This window comes from Phenylobacterium glaciei (assembly GCF_016772415.1).
Classification (GTDB): domain Bacteria; phylum Pseudomonadota; class Alphaproteobacteria; order Caulobacterales; family Caulobacteraceae; genus Phenylobacterium; species Phenylobacterium glaciei.
Genome location: NZ_JAGSGD010000002.1, coordinates 161,019 through 186,433 on the forward strand (window position 1 = coordinate 161,019; position 25,415 = coordinate 186,433).

Below are 25,415 nucleotides of genomic sequence, written 5' to 3' on the forward strand. Positions count from 1 at the left end.
CTGCCGAATTCCGGATTCTTGGGTCAGGCGATGACCTACGACCTGGGTCCCGGCCTTCGCCGGGATGACCGGAGAGCACATACGAAAAGACCCCCCGCGATGCGGAGGGTCCTCTTGTCCGTCTCGCCCCCGGAGGGGTGAGGCAGGTGTCTTATTTGACTGCGGTCGGGGCCGCGGCGGCGCCCGTGGTCGGGGCCTGGCCGGCGGGGCCGCCGGCGGTGGCCGGAGGCGTGGCCGTCGAGCCGGTCGCGGTGGGGGCCGTGGCCGAAGCAGCAGCGCCGGCGGCCGGAGCCGCAGGCGCAGCGGCGGCCGGGTTCGGAGCCGGGAACGCGATGGTGGCGCCCTTGGTGTGCAGGTAGGCCAGCACATTGATACGGTCTTCGGCCTTCTTCAGACCGACGAAGCCCATCTTGGTGCCCGGCATATCCTTGGCCGGATTGGTGATGAAGGCCGACAGGCGCTCGAAGTCCCAGACCGGGTTCTTCGCGCCGTATTCCACCATGGCGGCGGAATAGGCGAAGCCGGCGTGGGCGCCGGGCTTGCGGCCGACGATGCCCCACTGGTTCGGGCCGGTGCCATTGGCGCCGCCGTTGTCGATGGTGTGGCAGGACTTGCACTTGGCGAAGACAGCCTCGCCGGCGGCGACGTCGGCCGTCGGCAGGACGGTGCCCCAGTCGATGGGGGCCTCGGCGACGGGACCGCCAGCGGCCTCTTCGGCCACTTCGATGGTGTAACCGGGCTTCTCAGCCTTTTCGGTCGCAAACACACCGGAGGAAAGTTCGCGGAGGCCGACAATGGCCAGACCCGTCGCCAGCACGGCGCCGGCGACTTTGTTGAACGTAAGGTCGCTCATCGTCTTGAAATCGGCCCTCTAATCGGCCGGTCCGAAGACCGGCGGAAGCGCGGGAATCCCCGCCCCTTATTGCGCCCGCGTCTCTTACACGCTACCGGCGCTGGCGCAACCGGCCAGTTGGTCGCCCCCCAGATCACGTCCGTGATCTGGGCATTTTTGGAGGGTAGGCGGAATGCGAGCGGAAAACCGGTTCCCACTTTTCCTCATTCCGTCCGATACATGAACCCCATCGTCCTTATCCCCGCGCGTCTTGCGGCCACGCGCCTCCCAAATAAGCCCCTCGCGGATATCGAAGGTCTGCCGATGATTGTGCGGGTTCTGCGCCAGGCGCAGGCCGCGAACCTCGGTCCGGTGGCGGTCGCCGCCGGTGATTCGGAGATCGTCGACGTGGTCCTGGCCGCCGGCGGCCGCGCGGTGCTCACCGATCCCGACCTGCCCTCCGGCTCCGACCGGCTGGTGGCGGCCCTGGCGGAACTGGACCCGGGCGGCGCCCACGACGTGGTGATCAACCTGCAGGGGGACATGCCTTTCGTGGCGCCCGCCGACATCGCCGCCTGCGCGGGCCTGCTGCGCGACCAGCCCGGCTGCGACATCGCCACCATCGTCGAGCGCGAGGCCTCGCCAGAGGTCCGCACCAATCCCGACATGGTCAAGGCGGTCCTGGCCATGCAGGCCGACGGCAAGTCGGGCCGGGCGCTCTATTTCACCCGCTCGACCCTCTATGGGGACGGGCCGGTCTGGCATCATCACGGCATCTACGCCTATCGCCGCGCGGCGCTCGAGACCTTCACGGCGGCCAAGCCGTCGCCGCTGGAGCTTCGCGAGAAGCTGGAACAGCTGCGGGCGATGGAACTGGGACTCACCATCTGGGCGACGGTGGTCGACTCCGCGCCGATCTCGGTGGACAACCCCGCCGATCTTGAGCGGGCGCGCGCCTTTGCTCGTCAAATCGGGGGCCGTTCATGAGCAAGGGGCGGATCGCCTTCCAGGGGGAACTGGGCGCCAATAGCCACGAGGCCTGTCTGGCCGCCTACCCGGACATGACGCCGGTGGCCCACCCGACCTTCGAGGAGGCCTTCGAGGCCATCAAGTCGGGCGACTGTCAGCTGGGCATGATCCCGGTGGAGAACTCCATCGCCGGCCGCGTCGCCGACGTGCACCACCTGCTGCCCAATTCGGGCCTGAAGATCATTGGCGAGCGGTTCAAGCCGATCCACTTCCAGATGATGGTCAATCGCGGCGTGAAGCTGGAGGAGGTCAAGACCGTCGCCTCCATGCCCATCGCGCTCGCCCAGTGCCGCAAGACCATCCGGCGGCTGAAGCTGAAGACCGAGCAGGTCGGCGACACCGCGCTGTCGGCCAAGCTGCTGGCCGAGCATCCCGATCCCACCCGGGCGGCGATCGCGCCCGCCCTGGCGGCGGACCTCTATGGTCTCGAAATCGTGGCCCGCGATATCGAGGACACCCACAACAACACCACCCGCTTCCTGGTGATGACGGCCGAGACGGCGCCGCCGGCTCCGCCCTTCACCAGCCCCTGCGTCACCAGCTTCGTGTTCCGGGTGCGCAACATGCCCGCGGCCCTCTACAAGGCCATGGGCGGGTTCGCGACCAATGGCGTCAACATGACCAAGCTGGAGAGCTACATGGAGAACGGCGCCTTCACGGCGACCTTCTTCTACTCGGAGGTCGACGGTCGCCCCGAGGACCGCAATCTGGCGCTGGCCTTCGAGGAGCTGCAGTTCTTCTCCGAGCAGTTCGAGATCCTCGGCGTCTATCCGGCCGACGCCTTCCGGAGCCACATCTGATGCGCACCATCGAGATGGACGGCGCGGCCTATGCCAGCATCAAGGCCTTCTGCGAGGACCTGAAGACCGAGATCCGCGCCCTGCCCGGGCACGGCGCCAGCATCGAGGCCTTCGTGGATTCGATGATCTGGGCCAACGGCATGAGCGAGCTGGCCCCGCCCTACATGATCCGGGTGCGCGGCCTGCACGGCGGCCCGCTGGCGGAGTTCGTCAAGGACCTCTCCAATGCGCTGGGCCAGGCCCGCATGGAGGTCCGCAACCGCCGCGCCGAGGACGTCGAGGTCATCCTGTCGCTGCGGCGGTAGGCGGCCCAACTCCTCTCCCACTAGTGGGAGAGGAGGAGACGCTCCTAGGCCGCGGCGGCGATCAGGGCGTCGTCGATCTCGCGGGCGCGGGCGGCGGCGGGGCGGGCGGCCATGCGGTCGGCATAGGCCGTGAAGACCGGACGCGCCTCGATAGAGCCGAACTGCAGACCCCAGCCGAGATGGGCGCCGACATAGAGATCGGCGGCGGTGAAGCTGTCGCCCACCAGATATTCGCGGCCGGTCAGCGCCTTTTCCAGGGTGTCCATGACGTCGCCGAAGTCGCCCCAGCCGGCCATCATCTTGCGATCCGGCGGCACCTCGAAGCCCAGGCTCTTGACGGTGACGGCGGCCTCCAGCGGACCGGCGGCGTAGAACAGCCAGCGGTAATAGTCGCCGCGCAGCTTGCTTCCCACCGGCGGGGCGAGGCCCGTCTGCGGGAAGGCGTCGGCCAGGTAGGCGCAGATCGCCGCGCACTCGGTGACCACGGTGTCGCCGTGGACGATGGCGGGCACCTTGCCCATGGGGTTCACCGCCAAATAGGCCGGGTCCTTGATGGTCGCCCATTCGAGGATGTGGGTCTCGTAGGGCTGGCCCACCTCCTCCAGCATCCAGCGGATGATCCGGCCCCGCGACATGGGGTTGGTGTAGAAAACGAGTTGGTCCGACATGGCTGTTCCTCCGTGTTGGAGAGACCCTAGCCATGCCCTGCTGACAGCAGCGTGTCAGCAGCCTTCAATTCCTCCCCCAGCGCGAAGCGCGGTTCGGGGGAGGTGGATCGGCGAAAGCCGAGACGGAGGGGGTTGGGCCCTCGCCTTAGCATCCATGTGCGTTGTCCGGCCCTAGCCCCCTCCGTCACGCGCCTGGCGCGCGCGCCACCTCCCCCGAACCGGCCTGCGGCCTGGTGGAGGAATGGGGCCTAGCTCTCCGCCCAGGCCTTGATGAGCTGGTGGGCGATGGCCATCGGGCCGGGCGCGAAGGTGTTGGGCAGCTTGCCGGCCAGCAGGGTGCGGGCCTCCTCCTTGGTGAACCAGCGGACCTCGGAGAGCTCGGTCTGGTCGGGGGCGGCGTCATCGTCCTCCACCTGGGCGATCAGGCCGATCATCAGGGACGACGGATAGGGCCAGGGCTGGGTGGAGTGGTAGACGACGGAAGACGTCTTCAGGCCCGCCTCCTCGTGCAGCTCGCGGGCGCAGGCCTCCTCGATGGTCTCGCCGGGCTCCAGGAAGCCGGCCAGGGAGGAGAACATCCCCGCCGGCCAGATCTCCTGGCGGCCCAGCATGCAGCGCTCGCCGTGGACGGCCAGCATGATCACCACCGGATCGGTGCGCGGGAAGTGCTCGGCCTTGCAGGCGGGGCAGGCGCGCTTCCAGCCGCCCTCGGCCACCATCGAGGGTTCGCCGCAGTTGGCGCAATGCTTGTGGCGGCGGCGCCATTCGAACATCTGCTTGGCCGTCGCCAGGATTGCGGCGTCGGTGTGGGGCAGGCGCGTGGCCAGCGCCCGCAGGTCCTCGAACCGGCCCAGGCCCTGTAGCGGCCCGTCGGCGGGGTCGGCGCCGCCGTCCAGGTCGATCGCGAAGACCGATGTCTCCTTCCAGAGGCCCATGAACAGCAGGGTCTCGGCCCCGCCGGCCAGGTCGGCCACCATCTTGGCCGGCAGGTAGGCGATCTGCACCCCGCCGTCCTTGCTGGTCTCCACCAAGGGCTTGCCGTTCCAGATGGCGATCCCGAGGGAGTCATCGGACTTCAGCTGTTCGTTGAGCCAGGCGTCGTCCTTACGGCGCTCGCTGGCGCGGTTCAGGGGGTTACCGGCGAAGGTGTTCTGGAAAAAAGAAAGGGCCATGAAAACCCTCATAGCGTCGCCCAAGCTTGCGCGCGAGCCTCAAGGTCGCGATATAGGGGGTGGAGATCGGGCGACGGGCGGACGCCTCGCCAACCCGGTCAGGTCCGGAAGGAAGCAGCCGCAACGAGTTTCGCTCCGGGTCGTCGTTCGGTCTCCACCCACACTATCTCTGAAAGCGCCAACGGCGCGGGGCGCATGGCCGACGAAGATCTCTCGCCCGATGCTGAACTCCCGGAGCGGGACCCCGACACCGCCGACATGTTCGGCGCGCCGGTCCCGCAGGCGCCGGTCGCCGAGGCCTCGGCCGCCTACACTGTCATCGCCCGCAAGTACCGGCCCCGCACCTTCGACGACCTCTATGGCCAGGAAGCCATGGTGCGGACGCTGAAGAACGCCTTTTCCACCGGCCGGATCGCCCACGCCTTCATGCTGACCGGGGTGCGCGGGGTGGGCAAGACCACCACCGCCCGCCTGCTGGCGCGTGCGCTGAACTACGAGACCGACGCCATCCACGAGCCGACCCTGGATCTCCGCGAGGAGGGGCGACACTGCAAGGCGATCATCGAAGGCCGGCACATGGACGTGCTGGAGCTCGACGCCGCCAGTCGCACCAAGGTCGAGGACATGCGCGAGCTGCTGGACGGGGTGCGCTACGCCCCCGTCGAGGCGCGCTACAAGGTCTACATCATCGACGAAGTGCACATGCTCTCCACCTCGTCCTTCAACGCGCTGTTGAAGACCCTGGAAGAGCCGCCGCCGCACGTGAAGTTCATCTTCGCCACCACCGAGATCCGCAAGGTGCCGGTGACCATCCTGTCGCGTTGTCAAAGGTTCGACCTGCGCCGGGTGGAGCCCGACGTGATCGTCAAGAACCTGGAGATGATCACGCAGGCCGAAGGGGTCCGCGTCGACGCCGAGGGCCTGCTGCTGATTGCGCGCGCCGCTGAGGGTTCGGTGCGCGACGCCCAGTCGATGCTGGACCAGGCCATCGTCCAGGGGGAGCCCGGCCAGACGGTGCCGGCCGCCCTGATCCGCGACATGCTGGGCCTGGCCGACCGCGCCCAGACCATCACCCTGTTTGAACAGACCATGCGCGGCGAGCCCGGGCCCGCCATCGAGACCTTCCGCACCCTCTACGGCTACGGCGCCGATCCGGGCCAGGTGATGCTCGATCTGCTGGAGCACGCCCACTCGGCGTCGGTGGCCAAGGCCATCGGGGCGCATGCCCTGATCATGCCGAAGGAACAGGCCGGGCGGTTGGCGGCCATCGGGGCCTCGGTCTCGGCGGGCACCCTGTCGCGCCTGTGGCAGATGCTGCTGCGGGCCTATGACGAGGTGCGCCGCTCGCCTGACCCCGCCGCGGCCGTGGACATGGCCTTGATCCGCCTGGCCTATGCCGCCGACCTGCCGGGGCCGGAGGAGGCCTTGAGGCGCATCCAGACCGGCGATCCGGTGGGTGGCGCGCCGGGGCCTTCGGGCGGCGGCGGTGGCGGGGCGAGCCATGGCGGCGGCGGAAGCGTCACGGCCCAGGCCCGCGTGCTCGCGCCCGAGCCGGTGGCCGAAGGGCCGCCGGTGCTGCAGTCCTTCGCCGACGTCATCGCCCTGATCGAGAAGAAGCGCGACATTGCGCTGCGCCTGGACGTCGAGCGCTATGTGCGCCCCGTCAGCTTCCGGCCCGGCGCCATCGAGTTCGAGCCGGCCCCCGGCGCGCCGGCCAACCTCGCCCAGCGCCTGATCGGACGCCTGCGGGAATGGACGGGCCAACCCTGGCTGATCGCGGCTCAGGGCGGCGGCGGGGCCGAGAGCCAATGGGAACGCCAGAAGCGCGAGGAGCGCGACATCCGCGCCGAGATCGAGCAGGACCCCTTCATCCTCTCGGTGATGAGGAGCTTCCCGGGCGCCGAGATCGTCAGCATCCGCAACCTGCCGACCCCCGAAGCCTCGCCGGCCGACGCGCCGCCGGAAGACGACGAGGATTAATTCAGTGAGGACTCGATGAAGGATTTGGGCGGCCTGATGAAACAGGCCCAGGCCATGCAGCAGAAGCTGGCCGAGGCGCAGGAACGCCTGGCGCAGCTGGTCATCGAAGGCACCTCGGGTGGCGGGATGGTCAAGATCACGCTGAAGGGCACGGGCGAACTGGCGTCGGTGGAGCTGGACGAGAGCCTGCTGGCGCCCGGCGAGGGCGAGGTGATCTCCGACCTGATTGTCGCCGCCCACGCCGACGCCAAGCGCAAGCTGGACGAACAGCAGGGCCAGCTGATGCGCGAGGCGGCCGGTCCCCTGGCGGGCATGGGCCTGCCCGGCATGCCGAAGTTCTAGGGCGGGTTGAGGAAGAGTGGGAACCGGTTTTCCGCCCGCAGCCCGCCCAACTTTAAAGCTTGAGTTCCAGCCGGGTGACCTGGTTGGTGAGGTCCATCAGCTCCTGGGTCGCCGTCCCGATCTCGATGAAGCCGTGGCGAATCCAGAAGCGCAGCGCCGCAGGGTTCTGGTCCTGGACGATCAGGCGGAGCGCGCGGCCCTCCTGACTTAGGATCCAGGACTTCAGGGCCGCCAGGATGCGGCTTCCCAGCCCCTGACCTCGCGCTTCGGGCGCTGTCAGCAGCAGGCCAAGATACCAGACGTGGCGCTCGGGGAAGTCCCGCAGCAGCTCCACCGTGGCGGTCAGGCCCTGGTCGGTCCAGGCGCCGATGACGAACTTGTCCCGCAGCGGATGCTCGGGTGGGGCGTCGATCAGCAGGGCCTGGGCGGCGTAGGGGCCCGGCGGATGGCCGGTCACCAGGATCTCGAAGTCCTCGCAGCGCTCCAGCAGGACCTGGAGCTCCTCCACCGCCGAGCCGGAGATCAGGGCCAGCTGCGCGCCCTCGACGACGGGCAGATCGGGCGTGGTCATGGCGCGGGCTCCCCTCGACATCTACATAGGACCAATCGACGACTCGTCGCCGATTGTATCTTTTACTGAGAACGGGATTCGGGCGGAAAGCCGGTTCCCACTTTTCCTAGTCCCGTTCTAGCAGGAGCCAGTTTGGCCGCCTCCGCCGGACCTGAAATCGAGCGCCTGATCGCGCTGCTGTCGAAGCTGCCGGGCCTGGGCCCGCGCTCGGCGCGGCGCGCGGCCCTGGCCTTGCTCAAGCGGCGGGAGCAACTGCTGCAGCCCCTGGCCGAGGCCCTGGCCGTGGCGGCCGAGCGGGTGAAGACCTGCAGCCTCTGCGGCTCCCTGGACACCCAGGACCCCTGCGCCATCTGCGACGACCGTTCCCGCGACACGACCCTGGTCTGCGTGGTGGAGGAGGTGGGCGCGCTGTGGGCCATGGAGCGGGCCAGCGCCTTCCGCGGCCGCTACCACGTGCTGGGGGGCCTGCTCTCGGCCCTCGACGGCGTCGGGCCCGAGGCCCTGCGGGTCAATTCCCTGGTGACGCGGGCCATGGACGAGGGGGTGACCGAGGTGATCCTGGCCCTGCCGGCCACGGTGGACGGCCAGACCACGGCCCACTACCTCGCCGAACGGCTCTCCAACGCCCACGTCTCGGTGACCATGCTGGCGCGCGGCGTGCCGGTGGGGGGCGAGTTGGACTGGCTCGACGACGGGACCATCGCCCAGGCGATGCGGGCGCGACGGCCGGCCTAGAGCATGATCGTTTTAGACGGAACCGCGGAGCGGTCCCGGCTGAAGCGTGAATCATGCTCTCGCTTATATCTGGAGCCTGATTCACCGCATCGGCGGAATCGCGAAGCGATTCCACCTCAACGGATCAGGCTCTAGGGACGCTTGGCCACCCACACCAGGCCTGACCAAGTGTGGCCGCCATGGGTGCTGGTGAAGTCGCGGGCCTCGTCGCGCTCAAGGCCCAGTTTGCGCATCACCGCCTGGGAGCGGTGGTTGGTGGCCTCGGTGTAGCTGAGCACTTCCTTGAAGCCGCAGCGTTCGAAGCCGTCCGCGAGGCTGGCGCGAGCCGCCTCCGTCGCGATCCCAGACCCCCAGGCGCGGCGGACTAGCCGCCAGCCCACCTCCACATTGGGGGCGCGGGGATGCCAGTCGTCGATGGGCATGATCCCGACATAGCCTAGGAAGTCGCCCGCGTGATCGATCACCACCCAACGGCTGAAGCCCAGCCGGTCGTAGGCGTCGCGGTAGCGGGCCATCTTGCGGGCGGCGGCGTCGCGATCCACCGGCCCGCCCGCGTCGGCCTGGACTTCCGGGTCGGCCAGCATGTCGGCGAAGGCGTCGAGGTCCTCGTCGCGCCAGGGCCGCAGGATCGTCCGTTGCGTGGTGATCATGGCGTTCCCCCTCTGCCTTGGGGAATCTGGTAGCACGGCGGCAGGCCAAGGAACGAGGCGCCCATGTACGGAATCCTTTGCGCGACACCGGAGGAACTGGCGGCCCTGCAGGCGCGGCTGTCGGTGACCTCGCAGCCGGTGGTCTACGGCCCGACCCAGGTCTGGATCGGGACCCATGACGGCGCCGAGTTCGCCCTGGCCCTGGCCGGCATGGGCAAGGTCAATGCGGCGGCGGCGGCCACGCTGCTGCTGTCGGTGTTTCACGCCGACACCCTGATCTTCGCCGGCGTGGCGGGCGGATTGAACCCGGCGCTCGGGGTGGGGTCGGTGCTGCTCGCGCAGCGGCTGGACATCCACGACTACGGCCATGTCTTCGAGGGCGCCTTCACCCCCACGCGGTCCGGCGAGATGCCCATCGGGGCGCCACGGCTGACGGCCCTGACCCCGGTGGCGCCGGCGATCGCGGCCAACCTCGCCAGACTGCGGGACGCGGTGGCGGGCGAGCTTGGCCATCCCATCGCGCTGGGCGGCGTCATCACCGCCGACTACTTCCTCAACTGCGCGGTGACGCGAGACCAGCTGCACGCCGCCTTCGCCGCCGACGCCATCGACATGGAATCCGGCGCCGTGGACCAGGTGGCCCTGGCCTGGGGCCGGCCGCTCTATGTGATCCGCACCCTGTCGGACCTGGCCGGGGCGGAGAGCCATATGAGCTATCTGGAGATGGCCCAGATGGCGGCGGACAACTCGGCCCTGTGCGTCCCCGCCCTGCTGGCGATCCTCACCGACTCCGGCTAAAGAACGGAGCATGAACTCGCTCCTGATCTTCCTCGTGGTCGCCCTCGTGGCCGCCGCCATCGGCTTCACCTGGGCCTTGATGGAGCGCGGACGCGCCAACCGGGCCGAGGCGCGGGCCTGGGAGCTGCAGGATTCAGCTTCGCGCCTGAGGCTCATCGAGGAGCAGGGCGGGCGCAACGCCGCGCTGATCCAGGCCGAGGCGGTGACCGCCATCGCCGACCAGGTGCTCAAGCGCGCGGACGAGACCTTCAAGGGCCGCGAGGAGTTGGCCCAGGCGCGCCTGGAGGCCCAGCTCAAGCCGGTCGCCGAAACCCTGGCCAAGTTCCAGGAACAGGTGGTGGCCGTCGAGAAGACCCGCGCCGAGGAGACCGGCGGCCTGAAGGCCCAGATCAGCCAGCTGCTGCTGGCCTCCACCGCCACCCAGGAAGAGGCCCGCAAGCTGTCGGCCGCCCTGCGCCGGGGGGCCGGGGTTCAGGGCCGTTGGGGCGAGCAGACCCTGCGCAACGTCCTGGAGGCCGCGGGCCTGCACAACCGCTACGACTTCGACGAACAGACCTCCACCGACACCGACGAGGGCCGTCGTCGGCCCGACGTCACCGTGCGCCTGCCGGGCGGAGCGGTGTTCGTCATCGACGCTAAGTGCTCGCTGAACGCCTTCCTCGACGCCCAGGACGCCACCGACGACGCGATCCGCGAGGCCTGCTACGTGCGTCACGCTCAGAGCGTGCGGGCCCATATGATCGGCCTGTCGGGCAAGACCTACTGGGACCAGTTCAACCAGGGCTCGCCCGACTTCGTGGCCATGTTCATCCCCGGCGACAGCTTCCTGGCCGCGGCCCTGGACCGGATGCCGGAACTGATGACCGAGGCCATGGACAAGCGGGTGCTGGTGGTGACGCCCACCACGCTCTTCGCCCTGTGCAAGGCCGTGGTCTACGGCTGGCGCGTGGAGGAGCAGGCGGCCAACGCCCAGGAGATCTCCAAGCTGGGGCGCGAGCTCTACAAGCGCCTGTCGGTGATGGGCGGCCACGCCGCCTCGGTGGGCAAGGCGCTAGAGGCCGCCGTCGGCCGCTACAATTCCTTCGTCGGCTCCCTGGAGACCCAGGTCATGACCCAGGCAAGGCGCTTCGAGGACCTGCAGGTGGACCACGAAGGCAAGGAATTGCCCGAACTCGGCCCCGTCGAGACCGGCGTCCGGCCCCTGACCAAGTTGGCCGTGGATACGGCGGATGAGGGCCACCCAGCCTCAGCCGCCGTCTTGACGCTCAAAGGCGGCTGACCTACCTGAAAACCATGGCTCTTCGCGAAATCCTCGTCGTCCCCGACCCCGTGCTGAAACAGGTCTCTACCCCCGTCGAGACGGTGGATGACGACCTGCGCGTCCTGATGGACGACATGCTGGAGACGATGTACGCCGCGCCCGGCATCGGCTTGGCCGCGATCCAGGTGGGCGTGGCCAAGCAGGTGATCGTCATGGACCTGGCGGCCCCCGACACCCCACCCGAGCCGCGCTACTTCGTGAACCCGGAAATCCTCTGGGCGTCCGACGACACCGCCCCCTACGAAGAGGGCTGCCTGTCGGTTCCGGATATCTATGACGAGGTGGAGCGCCCGGCCCGGGTCAAGCTGAAGTACCTGAACTACCAGGGCGAGGAAGTCATCGAGGACGCCGAGGGCCTGTACGCCGTCTGCATCCAGCACGAGATGGACCACCTGAAGGGCGTGCTCTTCATCGACTACCTCTCGCGCCTGAAGCGCGACCGGGCGGTCGCCAAGGTGAAGAAGCAGGTCCGGGCCGCCTAAAGACCTTCGTGAGGGGTCCGCCCGCGCGGGAGGGGACATCGGCCATGGACGTGACCGGCTGCCCCGACCAGACCCCCCCCGGGGTCTGATCCCGATCTCACCCGATAATCCTTTTCAGGGCCGCGGTTCGATCAGTCGCCATACGCGGGCCGGTAAGCGCTCCGGACCTGGGGGCTGGATACCAAGGGAGCCGAAGGGGTGTGATGGCGTTTTCTGGTACGGTCCCCAATCTGAGGTTTTATTTGCGGCGCCTATGACCGACTCGTCGCCGCCCGGCCACAACCGGCCCTTCCCCTACAACAGGCTCCAGGCGTTTCTCGCCCGGCCTGGGCTGGACGACGCCATGCGCAGTTCCGTGCGGGGTGCGGTGGCCTATTATGACGCGGCCCCGGCCCTGCACCGCGACGTCAAGGATGTCAGCCGTTTCCTGCTGGGGGTGCTGGCCCTCTATCTGGACGCGACGGGCGGCCTCACCCACCGACGGTTGCGGGAGCTTTCCGGCAAGAGCGGCATCCTCAGCGCCGGGACGGCGACGGCGGTGCTGCTGCGCCTCCAGCTGATCGGCTACGTGACCCGCACCGACGCCGCCAATGGCCACAGTCGGCCCTACAAACCGACGCCGGCCATGGAAGCGGCGTTCCGGGGTCGGATGCGCATTGAGTTCGAGGCCCTGACCCACCTCACCGACGAGACCGCCGAAATGCTGGCGCGGTTCGACGAGCCGGCGGTGTTCTCGATGCTGATGGCGATGATGGGGCGCCAGTCGATGCAGGCGGCTGGATCGCCGAACCCGGACATCGAGGCCTTCAACCAGCTGGCCGTGCGGTCCGCCGGCCTGCTGATCCTGTTTGACGTGATGCACCAGGCCGACACGGGCGGCGCCTTCCCGCCCGTGGGGCAGGTGGAGCTGTCGGTGGCCGCCATCGCCCGCCACTACGATGTGTCACGCAGCCACGTGCTCTCGGTGCTGCGCGATATCGAGGCGGCCGGCTGGATCGAGAAGGGCCCGCGAGACGGGGTTTGGATCCTGCTGCCCGCCCTGCAGGCCGACATCCGCATCTTCTACGGCATCACCTATCTGGGCCTGATCCGCGCCACCGAGATGGCGTTCGAGCGGCTGGAGGCGAAGAAGGCGGGCTGACGCCCTATTTCTTCGCGTCGGCGGCGGCCTTGTCGATCTTGGCGTCGGCGGTGGCGGCGGCGTCGCTGGCCTTGTCGCCGGCCTTTTCCGCGCCGGCCTTCAGTTCTGTGCCTGCGGTGGACAGGGCGTCCTTGGCCACGGCGCCGGCTTCCACCGCGCCTTCCTTGATGTCGTTGCCGACAGCCTTGATCTCGGGACTGGTGGCGACATCCTTGGTGGCTTCACCGATCTTGATGGCGGCGGCCTTGGCGTTTTCGCCGGCGTCGGACTGTTCGGACTTGGAGCAGGCCGCCACGGACAGGGCGGCGACGGCGAGGGAAACGATGAGGGCGGTGCGCATGGACATATCTCCGGGTGAAGCGAGCGGGTAACGGCCACGCTTGCTTGCGGTTCCCTATTGGCCGCCACGCCGCTAAACGAGGCGCCATGCGCCTGGCCTTCCTTGGAACTCCCGACTTCGCGGTCGCCTGCCTGTCCGCCCTGGTGGCGGCGGGCCACGAGATCGCGGCGGTCTATTCGCAGCCGCCCGCGCCGCGTGGCCGTGGCCAGGCGCTGAAGCCCTCGCCCGCCCACGCCTTCGCGATTGAACACGGCATCCCTGTGCGGACACCGGCGTCCATGCGAGATCCGGCCGAGATCGCAGCCTTCGTGGGCCTCAAGCTGGACGCCGCCGTGGTGGTGGCCTTCGGCCAGATCCTGCCGGGCGCGGTGCTGGACGCGCCCCGGCTGGGGTCCTTCAACCTGCACGCTTCGCTCTTGCCGCGCTGGCGCGGGGCCGCGCCGATCCAGCGGGCGATCATGGCCGGCGACCGGATGACCGGGGTCGAGGTGATGCGGATGACTGAAGGCCTGGACGAGGGGCCGGTGTTGGCCTCGGAGACCCTGCGTATCGACGCCCTGGAAACCGCCGGGACCCTGCACGACCGGCTGGCGGCGGTGGGCGCCGACCTGCTGGTGCGCACCATGGCGGCGGTGGCGCGCGGCGATGCGGTGGCCAAGCCCCAGGCCGAAGAGGGCCTGACCTACGCCAAGAAGATCCGTCCCAAGGAAGCGCGGCTGCGCTGGGGGAAGCCCGCCGCCGAGCTCGACCGCAAGATCCGCGGCCTGTCGCCCTTCCCCGGCGCCTGGTTCGAACTGCCCACGGACAAGGGGCCGGTGCGGGTGAAGGCCCTGCTGTCCCAGGTGGAGGAGGCCTCCGGCGCCCCGGGCCAGGTGCTGGACGACAAGCTGCTGATCGCCTGTGGCGAGGGGGCCGTGCGTTTGCTTCGCGTGCAGCGGGAGGGAAAGGGGCCTCAGGACGCCGAAGTGTTCCTGCGCGGCTTCCCGGTGGCGGCGGGGACGGTCGTTCTCTGATGCCCCGCTACCGCATGACCATCGAGTACGATGGCCGACCTTACAAGGGCTTCCAGGCTCAGGCGGAGCTGGCGACGGTGCAAGGGTCGTTGGAGCGGGCGATCCACGCCTTCTGCGGCGAGGCGGTGCGGGTCAATGCGGCCGGCCGCACCGACACCGGTGTCCATGCTCTGGGCCAGGTGATCCATATCGACCTCGAGAAGGACTGGCGGCCCGAGGTGGTGCGCAACGCCATCAACGCCCACCTGGTCCCCGAGCCCATCGCCATCCTGGACTGCGAGATCGCGGTCGGCGACTGGCACGCCCGGTTCTCGGCGACGGAGCGGCGCTACCTCTACCGCATCCTCAACCGCGAGAGCCCGCCGGCCCTGGACCGCGGCCGGGTCTGGCATGTGAGGAAGCCGCTGGACGCCGACGCCATGCACGCCGCGGCCCAGACCCTGATCGGCCACCACGACTTCACCACCTTCCGCGACCTCGCCTGCCAGGCCAAGTCGCCGATGAAGACCATGGACGTCGCCCAGGTCCGCCGCGAGGGCGACGAGGTGGTGCTGGCGTTCGCCTCCCGCTCCTTCCTGCACCGCCAGGTCCGCTCCATGACCGGCACCATCGCCGAGGTCGGCGTCGGGCGCTGGGCGGTGGAGGATGTGCGCGCGGCTCTGGAGGCTCGCGATCGCACCGCCTGCGGGCCGGTGGCGCCCTCGGATGGGCTCTACCTCACAGGCGTGAGCTACGCGGCCTTGAACGCCTCGAAGTAGCGTTCGATCAGGCGCTCGTAGACCGCCTGCAGCTGATGGATTTCCGAGACCGGGGCGCGTTCGTCGACGGCGTGCATGGTCTTGCCCACCAGCCCCAGCTCCACCACCGGGCACAGGGCGCGGATGAAGCGGGCGTCGGACGTGCCGCCGGTGGTGGAGAGCTCGGGGCCCTTGCCGGTGATGTCGGCGACGGCGGCGGCCACCACGTCGGTAAAGGGGCCGGGCTCTGTGAGGAAGGCCTCGCCGCTGATGGACGGGGTCACCACGATATTGCCCTGGAAGCCGGCCAGGGCCTCACGGGCCTCCTGCGCGATCCAGTCGGCCAGGGCCTGGCCGGTGTGGTTGGGGTTGAAGCGGATGTTCAGCCGTCCGCGCGCCGTGGCGGGGATGACGTTGGTGGTCTGGTTGCCCACGTCCACCGTGGTGACCTCCAGGTTCGAGGGCTGGAAGCCCAGGAAACCGGTGTCCAGTTCGTGCTCGCTCAGGCGGTGCAGCAGGGCGATCAGCACGGGTACAGGATTGGCGGCGCGGTGCGGATAGGCCACGTGGCCCTGGACGCCCTCCACGACGATCTCGACATTGATCGAGCCGCGGCGGCCGATCTTGATCATGTCCCCGAAGGTCTCGGCGCTGGAGGGCTCGCCCACCACGCAGTGGTCGATGATCTCGCCTTCGGCCTGTAGGGCCTGGACAACCATCTTGGTGCCGTGGGTGGCGATCCCCTCCTCGTCCCCGGTGATCAGGAAGGACAGCGAGCCCTTCACCTGGCCCGACGCGATGGCCTTGGCCGACGCCGCGGCGAAGGCGGCCACGCCACTTTTCATGTCCACCGAGCCCCGGCCGATCAGCACGCCGTCGATGATCGCCGCGGCGAAGGCCTCGGAACTCCAGGCGGCGGCGTCTCCCACCGGCACCACATCGGTGTGGCCGGCGAAGCAGAGGTTGGGCTGGGCGGTCCCGTAGCGGGCGTAGAGGTTCTCGATCTCGCCGAACCTCATGCGACGGCAGGCAAAGCCCAGGCCCTCCAGGGTCTGTTGGACGATATCCATGGCGCCGGCGTCGGCCGGGGTCACCGAGGGGCGGCGGATCAGGTCCTGGGTCAGGGCGACGGCGTCGAGCATGTCAGTCGCGCAGCAGTTCGTTGATCGAGGTCTTGGAGCGGGTGCGCTCGTCCACCGTCTTGACGATGACCGCGCAGTTGATGGACGGCAGGGCGGGGTCTACCGGATTGGGCATGGAGCCCGGCATGATCACCGAATAGGCCGGCACCTCGCCTTGGAAGACCTCGCCGGTCTTGCGGTCGACGATGCGGGTGGTCGAGGTGATGAAGGTGCCCATGGACAGCACGCTGCCCTTGCGCACGATCACGCCCTCGGCGACCTCGGAGCGGGCGCCGATGAAGCAGTCGTCCTCGATGATGGTGGGGTTGGCCTGCAGGGGCTCCAGCACCCCGCCGATGCCCGCGCCGCCCGAGAGGTGGACGTTCTTGCCGATCTGGGCGCAGGAGCCGACCGTGGCCCAGGTGTCCACCATGGTGCCCTCGTCGACATAGGCGCCGATGTTGACGAAGGAGGGGGTCAGGATCGCCCCCTTTGCGATGAAGGCGCCGCGGCGGACGATGCAGCCTGGGACCGCGCGGAAGCCGGCGGCTTCGAAGCGGGCGGCGTCCCAGCCGGTGAACTTCAGCGGGATCTTGTCCCAGTAGGGGTGCGGGGCGCCCTCGTCGATCAGCTGGTTGGGGCTGAGGCGGAAGGACAGCAGGATCGCCTGCTTGGCCCACTGGTGGGTGGTCCAGACGCCATCGTCGCCGCGGGTGGCGACGCGCAGGGTCCCGGAGTCGAGCTGGTTCAGGGTTTCTTCGACGGCCTCGCGGACCTCGCCTTGCGTGCCGGTGTTGACGCCGTCGCGGGCGTCCCAGGCGGCTTCGATCACGGACTTCAGGTCTTGGGACATCAGGCGGCTTCCTTGAGACGCGCGCCTGACAGGAACGGCGCAAGCTTGGTGGTGCGATAGGTGACGAAGGGGGCGGTGGAGGCCTCCGCGCGCGCGCCCACCAGGACCGTGGTCATGTCCAGGTCGAAGGCCGGCTTCAGGTTGCGCTCGGAGTCCTCGAAGAAGGCGGTGGTCGCGGGCGTCAGGCCGTGGGCGTCGATCATCCGCTCGAACCCCAGCGGATCGGGCTTCGGCGTGAAGCCGAAGGAATGGATGTGGAAGACGTCGTCGAACAGGTGGTCGAGCCCGAGGTGAGCCAGGACCCGTTCGGCATGCTTGTCGTCGGCGTTGGTGAAGATCAGACGCCGTCCCGGCAGGCGCTCCAGGGCCGCCAACAGATCGGCGTCATGGGCCAGCAGGTCCAGGGACAGGTCATGGAACAGGGCGTGGAAATCGGCCGGATCGACCCCATGGTTCAGCATCAGGCCGCGAAGGGTCAGGCCGTGCTCGGCCAGGTACTTCTTCTGCAGGACGAACGCCTCGTCGCGCGGCAGGCCGGTGACCTTGGCCACGAAGTCGGTCATCCGCCCCTCGACCTGGCCCATGAAGCCCGACTCCTCCGGGTAGAGGGTGTTGTCGAGATCAAACAGCCAGGTGTCGATGTGGGTCAGGTCGGCGCTCATCGGGTGATCAGGGTGCCGGCCCCGTGCTCGGTGAACAGTTCCACCAGCATGGCGTGGGGACGGCGGCCGTCCAGGATGACCACGGCTTCGACGCCCGATTCCACCGCGGCGATGGCGGTCTCCAGCTTGGGGATCATGCCGCCCGAGGCGACGCCGGTGGCGATGGCGTCGCGGGCTTGCGCGATGCTCATCTCGCGGATCAGCTCGCCGTCGGCGCCCAGGACGCCGGTGACGTCGGTGAGCAACAGCATGCGCTTGGCCTTCAGCGCTCCGGCCAGGGCGCCGGCCACGGTGTCGGCGTTGATGTTGAAGGTCTGGCCTTCTGCGGAAACGCCGATCGGGGCGATCACCGGGATGTAGTCGTGGTCGGCGGAGATCAGGCCCTGGATCAGCTGAGGGTCGATACGGGTAGGTTCACCGACATAGCCAAGGTCGATGGACTGCTCAATCTGGCTGCCAGGATCGATCTTGGTGCGCTCGACCTTGCGGACGGTGATCAGTCTGGCGTCCTTGCCCGACAGGCCCACGCCGCGCACGTCGGCCTCGGCGCCAGCGAGCGTGATCCAGTTGGCGATCTCCTTGTTGATGGCGCCCGACAGCACCATCTCGGCGACCTCCATGGTGGCCTCGTCGGTTACCCGCAGGCCGTCGATGAAGGTCGATTTCACCCCGGCCTTCTCCAGCATGCGGGAGATCTGCGGGCCGCCGCCATGCACCACGACGGGGTGCAGGCCCAGGAGCTTCAGCAAGACGGCGTCGGCGGCGAAAAGGCGGGCGACGGACTCCTCGCCCATGGCATGGCCGCCGTATTTGATCACCACGGTCTCGCGGTCGTAGCGCTGGATGTAGGGCAGGGCCTCGGCCAGGGTCTTCGCGGTGGCCCAGCCTTGCTCTTCGGGGGTCTCGGTCACGGCGCTACGCGCTCCATCAACTTGGAGGGGGTCGATTAGCGGACGGGAGCCCCCCTGTCACCTCAGGCGAATAGCGCGCTCACCGACTCGCCGTTGTGGATCCGGCGGATGGCCTCGGCCAGGGCCGGCGCCACCGACAGCACCTTCAGGCCCGAGGCGCGGTCGTTCTCCGAGATCGGGGCGGTATTGGTGGTGACCAGCTCGTCCACCCCGGCCTCCGCCAGGATGCGGCGAGCCGCGTCATTGGCGAACAGGCCGTGGGTGCAGGCCACCCGGATGGAGCGGACCTTTTCGCGGCGCAGGTGGGCGATCAGTTCGATGACGGTCGTGCCCTTGGCGATCTCGTCGTCCAGCACGATGACGTCCCTGCCGGTGACCTCGCCGATGATGGCGCTGATCTCCACCCGGTCGCCGGAGAACCGCTGCTTGGCGGCCGCGGCCACCCCGGCCCCCAGCAGGCGAGCGAAGGCCGCGGCCTCCTTGGCGTTGCCCAGGTCGGGAGAGACCACGACGGTGTTGGTGTGGTCCTGCGCGGCGAAGTGGCGAGCCAGCTCCTGCAGGGCGTGCAGGTGGTCCACCGGCATGGAGAAGAAGCCGTGCACCTGGGGCGAGTGCAGGGTCATGGTCAGCACCCGCTGGGCGCCGGCGGTGGCCAGCAGGTCGGCCACCAGCTTGCCGCCGATGGAGATGCGCGGCGCGTCCTTCTTGTCGGAGCGGGCATAGGCGTAGTGGGGGATGACCGCGGTGATCCGCGCGGCCGAGGCGCCGCGGGCGGCGTCCAGCATCAGCAGCAGCTCCATCAGATGCTCCTGGACGGGCGCGACGATGGGCTGGATCAGGAAGACGTCGCGCTCGCGGCAGTTAGCTTCCAGCTGGACTTCCAGGCAGTCGTTGGCGAAGCGGGTCAGGCGCGAGGGCGAGAGCGGCACCTCCAGGTGCTTGCAGATCTCGCGGGCCAAGTCGGGGTGCGCGCTGCCGCTGAAGATGGCGATATCACCCACGACTCATCTCCCTGGCTTGCGCGGGTCCTATAGCCGAGGCGCTCGCCTCGCGGACAGATTTTCGGCAGGGCGTCGCGAAGAAGACGCATTCCTCGACGGCGCACGCCGTCGTGATAGCGTCACCATTCGATCCATCCCCCGAGGACCTCCCCATGCGCCTGACCGCCCTGTTCGCCTGCGCCGCCGTCCTGTTCGCCACCGGCGCCCAGGCCAAGACCGTGGCGGTGAGCGCCGAGCGCCTGGTGGACGTGGCCAGCGGCAAGGTCACCGACAAGCCCCTGGTGATCATCACCGACGGCCGCATCACCGCCGTGGGCAGGCAGGGGGACGCGACGCCGGCCGGCGCGGAGACGATCGCCCTGCCCGGCGTGACCCTGCTGCCCGGCCTGATCGACATGCACACTCACATCACCTCGTCGCCGCTCTATGGCGGCTACAACTACCTCGAAAAGTCCGACGCCTATTGGGCGGTGCTCTCCACCAGGAACGCCAAGGACACGCTGGCCGCCGGCTTCACGACGATCCGCAATGTGGGCTCGGACTTCTATGACGATGTCGGCCTGCGCGAGGCGATCGACGACGGCGTGGTGGTGGGGCCGCGGATCATCACCGCCACCTATGCCATCGGCGCCACCGGCGGCCACTGCGACTCCACCTTCTTCCCGCCGTCCATGGCGCAGCAGGGCCCCGCCGTGATCGACAGCCCCGACGAGGGCCGCCGCATGGTGCGCAAGCTGAAGAAGTACGGCGCCCAGGTGATCAAGATCTGCGCGACCGGCGGGGTCTTCTCCCACGGCGACGAGCCCGGCGCCCAGCAGCTGACGCTGGAAGAGATCAAGGCCATCGTCGACGAGGCCCACATGGCCGATCTGAAGGTCGCCGCCCACGCCCACGGCGCGCCAGGGATCAAGGCCGCCATCCTGGCCGGCGTCGACACCATCGAGCACGCCAGCCTGGTGGACGACGAGGGCATCAAGCTGGCCGTGCAGAAGGGGACCTACTTCGGCATGGACATCTACAATACCGACTACACCCAGGCCGAGGGCAAGAAGAACGGCGTGCTGGAGGATAACCTGCGCAAGGACCGAGACATCGGCGAGATCCAGCGGCTGAACTACGGCAAGGCCCTGAAGGCCGGGGTGAAGATGATCTATTCCACCGACGCTGGGGTCTATCCGCACGGCGATAACGCCAAGCAATTCGCGGTGATGGTGCGTTATGGCGCGACCCCGCTGCAGGCCATCCAGTCGGCCACGGTCACCGCTGCCCAGGCCCTGGGCAAGGCGGGCGATGTCGGCCAGGTGAAGGTCGGCGCCTATGGCGACCTGGTGGGCGTCACCGGCGACCCGCTGAAGGACGTTACGATCCTGGAGCATCCCACCTTCGTGATGAAGGGCGGGGAGGTCATCAAGGCGCCCTAAGGCTTGGAGAGCTCCACCTCGGGAAGGACTGTGGCGAAGTGGGACTCGACAGCCTCGTAGCACTCGCACGAAGCCTTCTCGAGGCCGGAGCGGTCTAGGATCTCGACGCGGCCGCGGTGGGTCTTCAGCAGGCCGCGGGAGGCGAGGTGCGCGGTGACCGCCGAGACTGTGGTCCGCTGGACGCCCAGCATCTCGGCGAGCGATTCCTGGGTCAGGTGGATGATCTGGTCGCCGGCCCGGTCATGGGTGGACAACAGCCAGCGGCAGCAGCGCTCCTCCACGGTGTGCAGCGCGTTGCAGGCCACGCCCTGCATCATCTGGGCGAGAAGGGCGTCGGAATAGCGGGCGAACAGGTCGCCGAACCGGGCCGAGCCCAGCTTGGCGGCTTCCAGATGGCTGGTGGAGATGGCCAGGGCCGAACCGGCCACCTGGACCACGGCGCGGCCGAAGGCGGGCTTGTGGCCCTCGCTGACGATCCCCCCGATGGCGCCTTCTCGGCCGATGGTGGCGGCCTCCACCTCACGCCCGTCACGGGTGACGATCAGCAGGGAGGCCATCGTCTGGCGGCAGGGGAAATAGGTGGTGGTGACGTCGTCGCCCGGCTCGAACAGCACCTTGCCGCGCGGCAGGGCGACGGTATCCAGATGCGGCGCCAGCACCTCGAAGTCGCGCAAAGACAGAGCCGCCAGTAGGCGGTTGGCCATGCGGGGATGCGGCTCATCGAGCCTTGCCGTCTCACGCGGCGAAGGGATGATCTTGTTCATATGAAAACTCCCCAGCTTCCGACCTTGAATGAACGCGGCCAGCGTCGAATGGCTCCGCTTGTTGGATAGCCGACAAATGGCGCCTCAGATCGAACGGGCCACGACCTCCTTCATGATCTCCGAGGTGCCGCCGTAGATCCGCTGCACCCGGGCGTCGCGCCAGAGGCGGGCGATGGGGTACTCGTTCATGTAGCCGGCCCCGCCGTGCAGCTGCAGGGCCGCGTCGCAGACCTCCCATTGCAGCTCGGTGTGGAACAGCTTGGCCGCCGAGGCCTCGGCGGCGGTAAGCTCGCCCTTCAGGTGGCGGGCCATGCACCAGTCCAGGTGCGCCCAGCCGGCCTGCAGCTTGGCTTTCAGGGCGCCCAGGGTGAAGCGGGTGTTCTGGAAGTCGAAGATCGCCTGCTTGAAGGCCTTGCGCTCCTTGGTGAACTTCACCGCCTCGTCGAAGGCGCGCTGGGCGCCGGCCTGGCCGGCGATGGCGATCTGCAGCCGTTCCTGCGGCAGCTGGTTCATCAGATAGGCGAAGCCGCGCCCTTCCTCGCCCAGGCAGTTGGTGATGGGGATGCGGACGTCCTCGAAGAACAGCTCGGAGGTGTCGGCGGAGTTCTGGCCGATCTTGTCGAGGTTGCGGCCGCGCTTGAAGCCGGCGCGGTCGGTCTCCACCAGCACCAGGGAGATGCCCTTGGACCCGGCGGTGGGATCGGTCTTGGCCACGACGAACACCAGGTCGGCGTTCTGGCCGTTGGTGATGTAGGTCTTGGAGCCGGAGACCACATAGTGATTGCCGTCGCGGATCGCGGTGGTGCGGATGCCCTGCAGATCCGATCCGGCCCCGGGCTCGGTCATGGCGATGGCGGTGATCACCTCGCCGGAGACCATGCCGGGCAGCCACTTCTGCTTCTGCTCTTCCGAGCCGTAGTTGATCAGGTAGTCGACGACGATGTCGGACTGCAGGGTGATCCCGGCGGTGGAGCCGGCATAGGACAGCTCCTCGCCGATCACGGCGTTGTAGCGGTAGTCGAGGGCCAGGCCGCCGTACTCGGTGGGAACCTGCGGGCAGAGGATGCCCGCCTCGCCGCAGGCCAGCCAGAAAGCGCGGTCGATGACGCCTTCCTCCTCCCAGCGGTCGAGGTGCGGGATCAGGTGGACCGCGTAGAACTTCCGGACCTGGTCGCGGAACAGCTCGAGGTCTTCGTCATAGATGGCGCGGGTGGCGGTCTCGAGCATGTCCTGGGGTCCTCTTTGCGGGGCTCCCAGCGATCTAGCGCCCTCACGTCGCGGGAGGCTAGCCCTCGGCGTCCGCTTCCGGGGTGCGGGGCAGGAGCTCGCAGGTGGCGGCGATCTCGGCGCGCAGTTCGGGGATGCCGTTCCCCTTCTCCGAGGAGGTGGCCAGCACCCGGGGGAAGGCGGCGGGGCGCTTGATGATGGCGGCCTGGGTCTTGGCCACCAGGGCCTCGACCTCGGCGGGCTTCATCTTGTCGGCCTTGGTGAGGATGATCTGATAGGAGACGGCGGCCTTGTCGAAGGCGTCCATCGGCTCGGTGTCCACGTCCTTCAGGCCGTGGCGGGCGTCGATCAGCAGGTAGGCGCGCTTCAGGTTGACCCGGCCCCGCAGGTAGTCGCGGCCGAGGTTCTGGAACTTCTTGGTGGTGATCTTGGAGGCCCGGGCCCAGCCGTAGCCCGGCAGGTCGACGAGCCGGATAGCCTCATCGAGGACGAAGAAGTTCACCTCGCGGGTGCGGCCGGGCTCGTTGGAGGCCCGCGCCAGCTTCTTGTGACCCACCAGGGCGTTGATCAGCGAAGACTTGCCGACGTTGGAACGGCCGGCGAAGGCCACCTCGGGCATGTCGGCCGGCGGCAGGCCGTCCACCGACACCGCGCCCATCAGGAACGTGGCCTGGCGCGCGAAGAGGATGCGCGCGGCCTCGATCTCGGCCTCGTCGAAGGTCCCCTCGGTCTTCACTCTTGCAGCCTGGGCTTGCCGGTGATCTTGGCGATCAGGCTGTCGATGGGGTTATCCACCTTGAAGCGCCGCATGATGATGTACTGCTGGATGATCGTCAGGACGTTGGACCAGGTCCAGTAGATCAGCAGGCCCACGGCGAAGGGGGCCATGATGAACGTGAAGATGATCGGCATGAACTGGAAGATCTTCTGCTGGACGGGGTCGCCGGCCGGCGGGTTCATCGACGTGGTCAGCCACATGGTCACGCCGTAGCAGAGCGCCAGGATGCCGATGTGCAGGGAGCCGTCCAGCAGGGTCCCGATCATCGGCGCGGTGGCCGGGTGCCAGGGGATCAGGCCAAACAGGTTCCAGACCGTCGAGGGGTCGCGGGCCGAGAGGTCCTGGATCCAGCCGAAGAAGGGCGCGTGCCGCATCTCGATGGTGACGGTCAGCACCTTGTACAGCGCATAGAAGACCGGAATCTGCAGCAGCATGGGCAGGCAGCCGGTGACCGGATTGATCTTCTCTTTCTGATAGAGCGCCATCAGCTCGGTCTGCTGCTTGGTGGCGTCGTCCTTGTATTTCGCGCGCAGCGCCTCGATCTGGGGCTGCACCTTCTTCATCTTGGTGATCGACTCGTAGCTCTTGTTGGCCAGCGGGAAGAACACGATCTTCACGGCCACGGTGAGCAGCAGGATGGCGATGCCGAAGTTGCCGACGTGGCTGTGGATGAACTCCAGGAACTGGAACAGCGGCCGGGTGAAGAACCAGAACATGCCCCAGTCGACCGCCTGGTCGAAGCGCGGCACGCCGAGCGTCGTCTCATAGGCCTTGAGGACCGGCACGGTCTTGGCGCCACCGAAGAAGCGCTGGGTCTCGGTGATCTGGCGGCCGGGGGCGATGACCCGGGCGGCGCCCACATAGTTGGCCTCGAAGATCTCCACGCCGCCGCTCTTGGTGACGCGGAACTGGCTCTGGACAGCTTCCTTCTGGGCGGGGATCAGGGCCGCCAGCCAGTACTTGTCGGTGATGCCGGCCCAGCCGCCGGTGGTCGGCGTCGTGGTCCCGCCGTCCTTCGCCCACTTCTTGAACTTGATCAGCCGCAGCTCGTTTCCCAGCCAGCCGACCGCGCCCTCGTGGACGATGGAGTTCTTGCCCATATCGGACGGCAGGCCCTGGCGCTGGACCGAGCCGTAGGGGGCCAGGGTCACGGCGGCCGCGCCGGTGTTGGCCACGGTGTCGGCCAGGGTGAACATGAAGCGGTCGTCCACCGAGATGACCCGGGTGAAGGTCAGGCCCGCGCCGTTGGTGGTCTGCAGGGTGATGGGCGCGCCGGGAGCCAGGGTCGCGCCTGCCGTCTGGGTCCAGACGGTGGCGGCGGTGGGCAGGCCCGCCACATTGGCGCCGGCCCAGCCGAACTCGGCGAACTGGGCGTGCTGGGCGCCTTCGGGGCGCAGCAACTCGACGGGCGGGGAGTTCTTGGCCACCGTCTCGCGGTATTGCTTCAAATAGAGGTCGTCCAGGCGGGCGCCGCGCAGGGAAACCGAGCCGGACAGGGCGGGCGTCTCGATGCGGACCCGGGGGCTGGCGGCGGCGGCCTGCTGGCGCGAGACCAGAGCTTCGGCGGCGGTCGGCGGCGCCTTGGTGAGCTGCTGGGCCTGCATCTGGGCGGTGGCGGCGGGCGGGTTGCGGGCGAGCTCCGCCTCACGGGCCTTGTTGCGCGGACCCATGACCAGGAACTGGTAGGCCAGCAGCAGCATCATCGCCGAGACCACGAAGATGATCGTGTTGCGGTTCGAGTTGTCTTGCATTGGGGGCGCG

Annotated in this window: 28 protein-coding genes and 1 other RNA gene; 14 read left to right on the plus strand and 15 right to left on the minus strand. The window is 68.5% G+C overall.

The window, feature by feature from the left end; all coding sequences use genetic code 11:
* Window positions 1–151: 151 nt before the first annotated feature.
* Window positions 152–853 carry a c-type cytochrome gene (locus tag JKL49_RS19590; protein WP_215343119.1) on the minus strand — a complete coding sequence of 234 codons (702 nt, stop codon included), beginning with the start codon at window positions 851–853 and terminating at the stop codon, window positions 152–154.
* A 219-nt stretch (window positions 854–1,072) separates the two neighbouring features.
* Between JKL49_RS19590 and JKL49_RS19595 the strand changes: the two genes are divergently transcribed.
* From JKL49_RS19595 to JKL49_RS19605, 3 genes are read left to right on the plus strand one after another with little or no spacing between them, the layout of a single operon-like run.
* Complete coding sequence (locus tag JKL49_RS19595; RefSeq protein WP_215343120.1) at window positions 1,073–1,819, plus strand: 3-deoxy-manno-octulosonate cytidylyltransferase; 747 nt, start codon at window positions 1,073–1,075, stop codon at window positions 1,817–1,819.
* Window positions 1,816–2,661: a prephenate dehydratase gene (locus JKL49_RS19600; RefSeq protein ID WP_215343121.1), complete on the plus strand. Its 846-nt coding sequence runs from the start codon at window positions 1,816–1,818 to the stop codon at window positions 2,659–2,661. Before JKL49_RS19595 ends, JKL49_RS19600 begins: the two co-directional genes overlap by 4 nt.
* Window positions 2,661–2,966 (plus strand): hypothetical protein, encoded by a 306-nt coding sequence (locus JKL49_RS19605; RefSeq protein ID WP_215343122.1) that lies wholly within the window; start codon window positions 2,661–2,663, stop codon window positions 2,964–2,966. The genes JKL49_RS19600 and JKL49_RS19605 overlap by 1 nt, the downstream gene beginning before the upstream one ends.
* A gap of 44 nt (window positions 2,967–3,010) precedes the next feature.
* On the opposite strand, the gene JKL49_RS19610 is transcribed toward JKL49_RS19605, so the two are convergent.
* Window positions 3,011–3,634: a glutathione S-transferase family protein gene (locus tag JKL49_RS19610; protein WP_215343123.1), complete on the minus strand. Its 624-nt coding sequence runs from the start codon at window positions 3,632–3,634 to the stop codon at window positions 3,011–3,013.
* Between the two features lie 248 nt (window positions 3,635–3,882).
* Entirely contained in the window at window positions 3,883–4,806 is a 924-nt protein-coding gene (gene nudC, locus JKL49_RS19615) for an NAD(+) diphosphatase (RefSeq protein WP_215343124.1), read from the minus strand.
* Window positions 4,807–4,868: 62 nt separating this feature from the next.
* Here nudC and ffs point away from each other — a divergent pair.
* The 3 genes from ffs to JKL49_RS19630 all read left to right on the plus strand — a co-directional run bounded on the left by ffs (window position 4,869) and on the right by JKL49_RS19630 (window position 7,128).
* An RNA gene (gene ffs / locus JKL49_RS19620) (signal recognition particle sRNA small type) lies at window positions 4,869–4,964 on the plus strand.
* A gap of 37 nt (window positions 4,965–5,001) precedes the next feature.
* Entirely contained in the window at window positions 5,002–6,786 is a 1,785-nt protein-coding gene (locus tag JKL49_RS19625; protein ID WP_215343125.1) for a DNA polymerase III subunit gamma/tau, read from the plus strand.
* Between the two features lie 15 nt (window positions 6,787–6,801).
* Window positions 6,802–7,128 (plus strand): YbaB/EbfC family nucleoid-associated protein, encoded by a 327-nt coding sequence (locus JKL49_RS19630; protein ID WP_215343126.1) that lies wholly within the window; start codon window positions 6,802–6,804, stop codon window positions 7,126–7,128.
* Window positions 7,129–7,180: 52 nt separating this feature from the next.
* Here JKL49_RS19630 and JKL49_RS19635 read toward each other — a convergent pair whose 3' ends face one another.
* Complete coding sequence (locus JKL49_RS19635; RefSeq protein ID WP_215343127.1) at window positions 7,181–7,699, minus strand: GNAT family N-acetyltransferase; 519 nt, start codon at window positions 7,697–7,699, stop codon at window positions 7,181–7,183.
* Between the two features lie 132 nt (window positions 7,700–7,831).
* Here JKL49_RS19635 and recR point away from each other — a divergent pair, with 132 nt between their 5' ends.
* A complete protein-coding gene (gene recR, locus JKL49_RS19640) occupies window positions 7,832–8,434 on the plus strand; it encodes a recombination mediator RecR (protein WP_215343128.1) in 603 nt (200 codons plus the stop codon).
* Between the two features lie 131 nt (window positions 8,435–8,565).
* Here the strand turns inward: recR and JKL49_RS19645 are convergent, their stop codons facing one another.
* Entirely contained in the window at window positions 8,566–9,084 is a 519-nt protein-coding gene (locus tag JKL49_RS19645; protein ID WP_215343129.1) for a GNAT family N-acetyltransferase, read from the minus strand.
* Between the two features lie 63 nt (window positions 9,085–9,147).
* On the opposite strand from JKL49_RS19645, the gene mtnN reads away from it, so the two are divergent.
* The 4 genes from mtnN (at window position 9,148) to JKL49_RS19665 (ending at window position 12,826) form a co-directional block, all read left to right on the plus strand.
* The gene (gene mtnN, locus JKL49_RS19650; protein WP_215343130.1) at window positions 9,148–9,882 is read left to right on the plus strand and encodes a 5'-methylthioadenosine/S-adenosylhomocysteine nucleosidase; all 735 of its coding nucleotides are present in this window, start codon (window positions 9,148–9,150) and stop codon (window positions 9,880–9,882) included.
* 10 nt (window positions 9,883–9,892) lie between these two features.
* Complete coding sequence (locus JKL49_RS19655) at window positions 9,893–11,161, plus strand: DNA recombination protein RmuC (protein ID WP_215343131.1); 1,269 nt, start codon at window positions 9,893–9,895, stop codon at window positions 11,159–11,161.
* Between the two features lie 14 nt (window positions 11,162–11,175).
* A complete protein-coding gene (gene def / locus JKL49_RS19660) occupies window positions 11,176–11,685 on the plus strand; it encodes a peptide deformylase (protein WP_215343132.1) in 510 nt (169 codons plus the stop codon).
* Between the two features lie 253 nt (window positions 11,686–11,938).
* On the plus strand, window positions 11,939–12,826 hold the full coding sequence (locus JKL49_RS19665; protein WP_215343133.1) for a hypothetical protein: 888 nt from the start codon (window positions 11,939–11,941) through the stop codon (window positions 12,824–12,826).
* Between the two features lie 4 nt (window positions 12,827–12,830).
* On the opposite strand, the gene JKL49_RS19670 is transcribed toward JKL49_RS19665, so the two are convergent.
* A complete protein-coding gene (locus tag JKL49_RS19670; protein WP_215343134.1) occupies window positions 12,831–13,166 on the minus strand; it encodes a hypothetical protein in 336 nt (111 codons plus the stop codon).
* A gap of 86 nt (window positions 13,167–13,252) precedes the next feature.
* Between JKL49_RS19670 and fmt the strand changes: the two genes are divergently transcribed.
* Both fmt and truA read left to right on the plus strand, forming a co-directional pair.
* Window positions 13,253–14,179 (plus strand): methionyl-tRNA formyltransferase, encoded by a 927-nt coding sequence (gene fmt / locus JKL49_RS19675; RefSeq protein ID WP_215343135.1) that lies wholly within the window; start codon window positions 13,253–13,255, stop codon window positions 14,177–14,179.
* A complete protein-coding gene (gene truA, locus JKL49_RS19680) occupies window positions 14,179–14,937 on the plus strand; it encodes a tRNA pseudouridine(38-40) synthase TruA (RefSeq protein ID WP_215343136.1) in 759 nt (252 codons plus the stop codon). The genes fmt and truA overlap by 1 nt, the downstream gene beginning before the upstream one ends.
* On the opposite strand, the gene dapE is transcribed toward truA, so the two are convergent.
* The 5 genes from dapE to JKL49_RS19705 form a co-directional block, all read right to left on the minus strand.
* A complete protein-coding gene (gene dapE, locus JKL49_RS19685; protein WP_215343137.1) occupies window positions 14,910–16,058 on the minus strand; it encodes a succinyl-diaminopimelate desuccinylase in 1,149 nt (382 codons plus the stop codon). The two genes, truA and dapE, sit on opposite strands and share 28 nt — an antisense overlap.
* A gap of 1 nt (window position 16,059) precedes the next feature.
* Complete coding sequence (gene dapD, locus JKL49_RS19690) at window positions 16,060–16,890, minus strand: 2,3,4,5-tetrahydropyridine-2,6-dicarboxylate N-succinyltransferase (protein ID WP_215343138.1); 831 nt, start codon at window positions 16,888–16,890, stop codon at window positions 16,060–16,062.
* Window positions 16,890–17,552 carry a pyrimidine 5'-nucleotidase gene (locus tag JKL49_RS19695; protein WP_215343139.1) on the minus strand — a complete coding sequence of 221 codons (663 nt, stop codon included), beginning with the start codon at window positions 17,550–17,552 and terminating at the stop codon, window positions 16,890–16,892. The genes dapD and JKL49_RS19695 overlap by 1 nt, the downstream gene beginning before the upstream one ends.
* Window positions 17,549–18,463, minus strand: a complete 915-nt coding sequence (gene argB, locus JKL49_RS19700) for an acetylglutamate kinase (RefSeq protein ID WP_215343140.1) — start codon at window positions 18,461–18,463, stop codon at window positions 17,549–17,551. The genes JKL49_RS19695 and argB overlap by 4 nt, the downstream gene beginning before the upstream one ends.
* Before the next feature lie 62 nt (window positions 18,464–18,525).
* Entirely contained in the window at window positions 18,526–19,464 is a 939-nt protein-coding gene (locus JKL49_RS19705) for a ribose-phosphate diphosphokinase (RefSeq protein WP_215343141.1), read from the minus strand.
* Window positions 19,465–19,616: 152 nt separating this feature from the next.
* On the opposite strand from JKL49_RS19705, the gene JKL49_RS19710 reads away from it, so the two are divergent.
* Window positions 19,617–20,885 (plus strand): Xaa-Pro dipeptidase, encoded by a 1,269-nt coding sequence (locus JKL49_RS19710; RefSeq protein WP_215343142.1) that lies wholly within the window; start codon window positions 19,617–19,619, stop codon window positions 20,883–20,885.
* On the opposite strand, the gene JKL49_RS19715 is transcribed toward JKL49_RS19710, so the two are convergent.
* From JKL49_RS19715 to yidC, 4 genes are all read right to left on the minus strand, one after another.
* A complete protein-coding gene (locus JKL49_RS19715; RefSeq protein ID WP_249778354.1) occupies window positions 20,882–21,649 on the minus strand; it encodes a Crp/Fnr family transcriptional regulator in 768 nt (255 codons plus the stop codon). The two genes, JKL49_RS19710 and JKL49_RS19715, sit on opposite strands and share 4 nt — an antisense overlap.
* Window positions 21,650–21,733: 84 nt before the next feature.
* The gene (locus tag JKL49_RS19720; protein WP_215343143.1) at window positions 21,734–22,876 is read right to left on the minus strand and encodes an acyl-CoA dehydrogenase family protein; all 1,143 of its coding nucleotides are present in this window, start codon (window positions 22,874–22,876) and stop codon (window positions 21,734–21,736) included.
* Between the two features lie 58 nt (window positions 22,877–22,934).
* A complete protein-coding gene (gene yihA, locus JKL49_RS19725; RefSeq protein WP_347340426.1) occupies window positions 22,935–23,612 on the minus strand; it encodes a ribosome biogenesis GTP-binding protein YihA/YsxC in 678 nt (225 codons plus the stop codon).
* Window positions 23,609–25,405 (minus strand): membrane protein insertase YidC, encoded by a 1,797-nt coding sequence (yidC, locus tag JKL49_RS19730; RefSeq protein WP_215343144.1) that lies wholly within the window; start codon window positions 25,403–25,405, stop codon window positions 23,609–23,611. The genes yihA and yidC overlap by 4 nt, the downstream gene beginning before the upstream one ends.
* Window positions 25,406–25,415: the final 10 nt, after the last annotated feature.

Excerpts from the sequence above, each read along its gene's own strand:
- JKL49_RS19605 (WP_215343122.1), top strand. The coding sequence starts at position 2,661 with ATGCGCACCATCGAGATGGACGGCGCGGCCTATGCCAGCATCAAGGCC.
- JKL49_RS19625 (WP_215343125.1), top strand. The coding sequence starts at position 5,002 with ATGGCCGACGAAGATCTCTCGCCCGATGCTGAACTCCCGGAGCGGGAC.
- JKL49_RS19630 (WP_215343126.1), top strand. The coding sequence starts at position 6,802 with ATGAAGGATTTGGGCGGCCTGATGAAACAGGCCCAGGCCATGCAGCAG.
- truA (WP_215343136.1), top strand. The coding sequence starts at position 14,179 with ATGCCCCGCTACCGCATGACCATCGAGTACGATGGCCGACCTTACAAG.
- nudC (WP_215343124.1), bottom strand. The coding sequence starts at position 4,806 with ATGGCCCTTTCTTTTTTCCAGAACACCTTCGCCGGTAACCCCCTGAAC.
- JKL49_RS19635 (WP_215343127.1), bottom strand. The coding sequence starts at position 7,699 with ATGACCACGCCCGATCTGCCCGTCGTCGAGGGCGCGCAGCTGGCCCTG.
- JKL49_RS19710 (WP_215343142.1), top strand. The coding sequence starts at position 19,617 with ATGCGCCTGACCGCCCTGTTCGCCTGCGCCGCCGTCCTGTTCGCCACC.
- def (WP_215343132.1), top strand. The coding sequence starts at position 11,176 with ATGGCTCTTCGCGAAATCCTCGTCGTCCCCGACCCCGTGCTGAAACAG.
- dapD (WP_215343138.1), bottom strand. The coding sequence starts at position 16,890 with ATGTCCCAAGACCTGAAGTCCGTGATCGAAGCCGCCTGGGACGCCCGC.
- JKL49_RS19590 (WP_215343119.1), bottom strand. The coding sequence starts at position 853 with ATGAGCGACCTTACGTTCAACAAAGTCGCCGGCGCCGTGCTGGCGACG.
- JKL49_RS19595 (WP_215343120.1), top strand. The coding sequence starts at position 1,073 with ATGAACCCCATCGTCCTTATCCCCGCGCGTCTTGCGGCCACGCGCCTC.
- JKL49_RS19715 (WP_249778354.1), bottom strand. The coding sequence starts at position 21,649 with ATGAACAAGATCATCCCTTCGCCGCGTGAGACGGCAAGGCTCGATGAG.
- JKL49_RS19610 (WP_215343123.1), bottom strand. The coding sequence starts at position 3,634 with ATGTCGGACCAACTCGTTTTCTACACCAACCCCATGTCGCGGGGCCGG.
- JKL49_RS19600 (WP_215343121.1), top strand. The coding sequence starts at position 1,816 with ATGAGCAAGGGGCGGATCGCCTTCCAGGGGGAACTGGGCGCCAATAGC.
- mtnN (WP_215343130.1), top strand. The coding sequence starts at position 9,148 with ATGTACGGAATCCTTTGCGCGACACCGGAGGAACTGGCGGCCCTGCAG.
- JKL49_RS19665 (WP_215343133.1), top strand. The coding sequence starts at position 11,939 with ATGACCGACTCGTCGCCGCCCGGCCACAACCGGCCCTTCCCCTACAAC.
- dapE (WP_215343137.1), bottom strand. The coding sequence starts at position 16,058 with ATGCTCGACGCCGTCGCCCTGACCCAGGACCTGATCCGCCGCCCCTCG.
- JKL49_RS19720 (WP_215343143.1), bottom strand. The coding sequence starts at position 22,876 with ATGCTCGAGACCGCCACCCGCGCCATCTATGACGAAGACCTCGAGCTG.
- JKL49_RS19695 (WP_215343139.1), bottom strand. The coding sequence starts at position 17,552 with ATGAGCGCCGACCTGACCCACATCGACACCTGGCTGTTTGATCTCGAC.
- JKL49_RS19655 (WP_215343131.1), top strand. The coding sequence starts at position 9,893 with ATGAACTCGCTCCTGATCTTCCTCGTGGTCGCCCTCGTGGCCGCCGCC.
- yidC (WP_215343144.1), bottom strand. The coding sequence starts at position 25,405 with ATGCAAGACAACTCGAACCGCAACACGATCATCTTCGTGGTCTCGGCG.
- JKL49_RS19645 (WP_215343129.1), bottom strand. The coding sequence starts at position 9,084 with ATGATCACCACGCAACGGACGATCCTGCGGCCCTGGCGCGACGAGGAC.
- fmt (WP_215343135.1), top strand. The coding sequence starts at position 13,253 with ATGCGCCTGGCCTTCCTTGGAACTCCCGACTTCGCGGTCGCCTGCCTG.
- JKL49_RS19670 (WP_215343134.1), bottom strand. The coding sequence starts at position 13,166 with ATGCGCACCGCCCTCATCGTTTCCCTCGCCGTCGCCGCCCTGTCCGTG.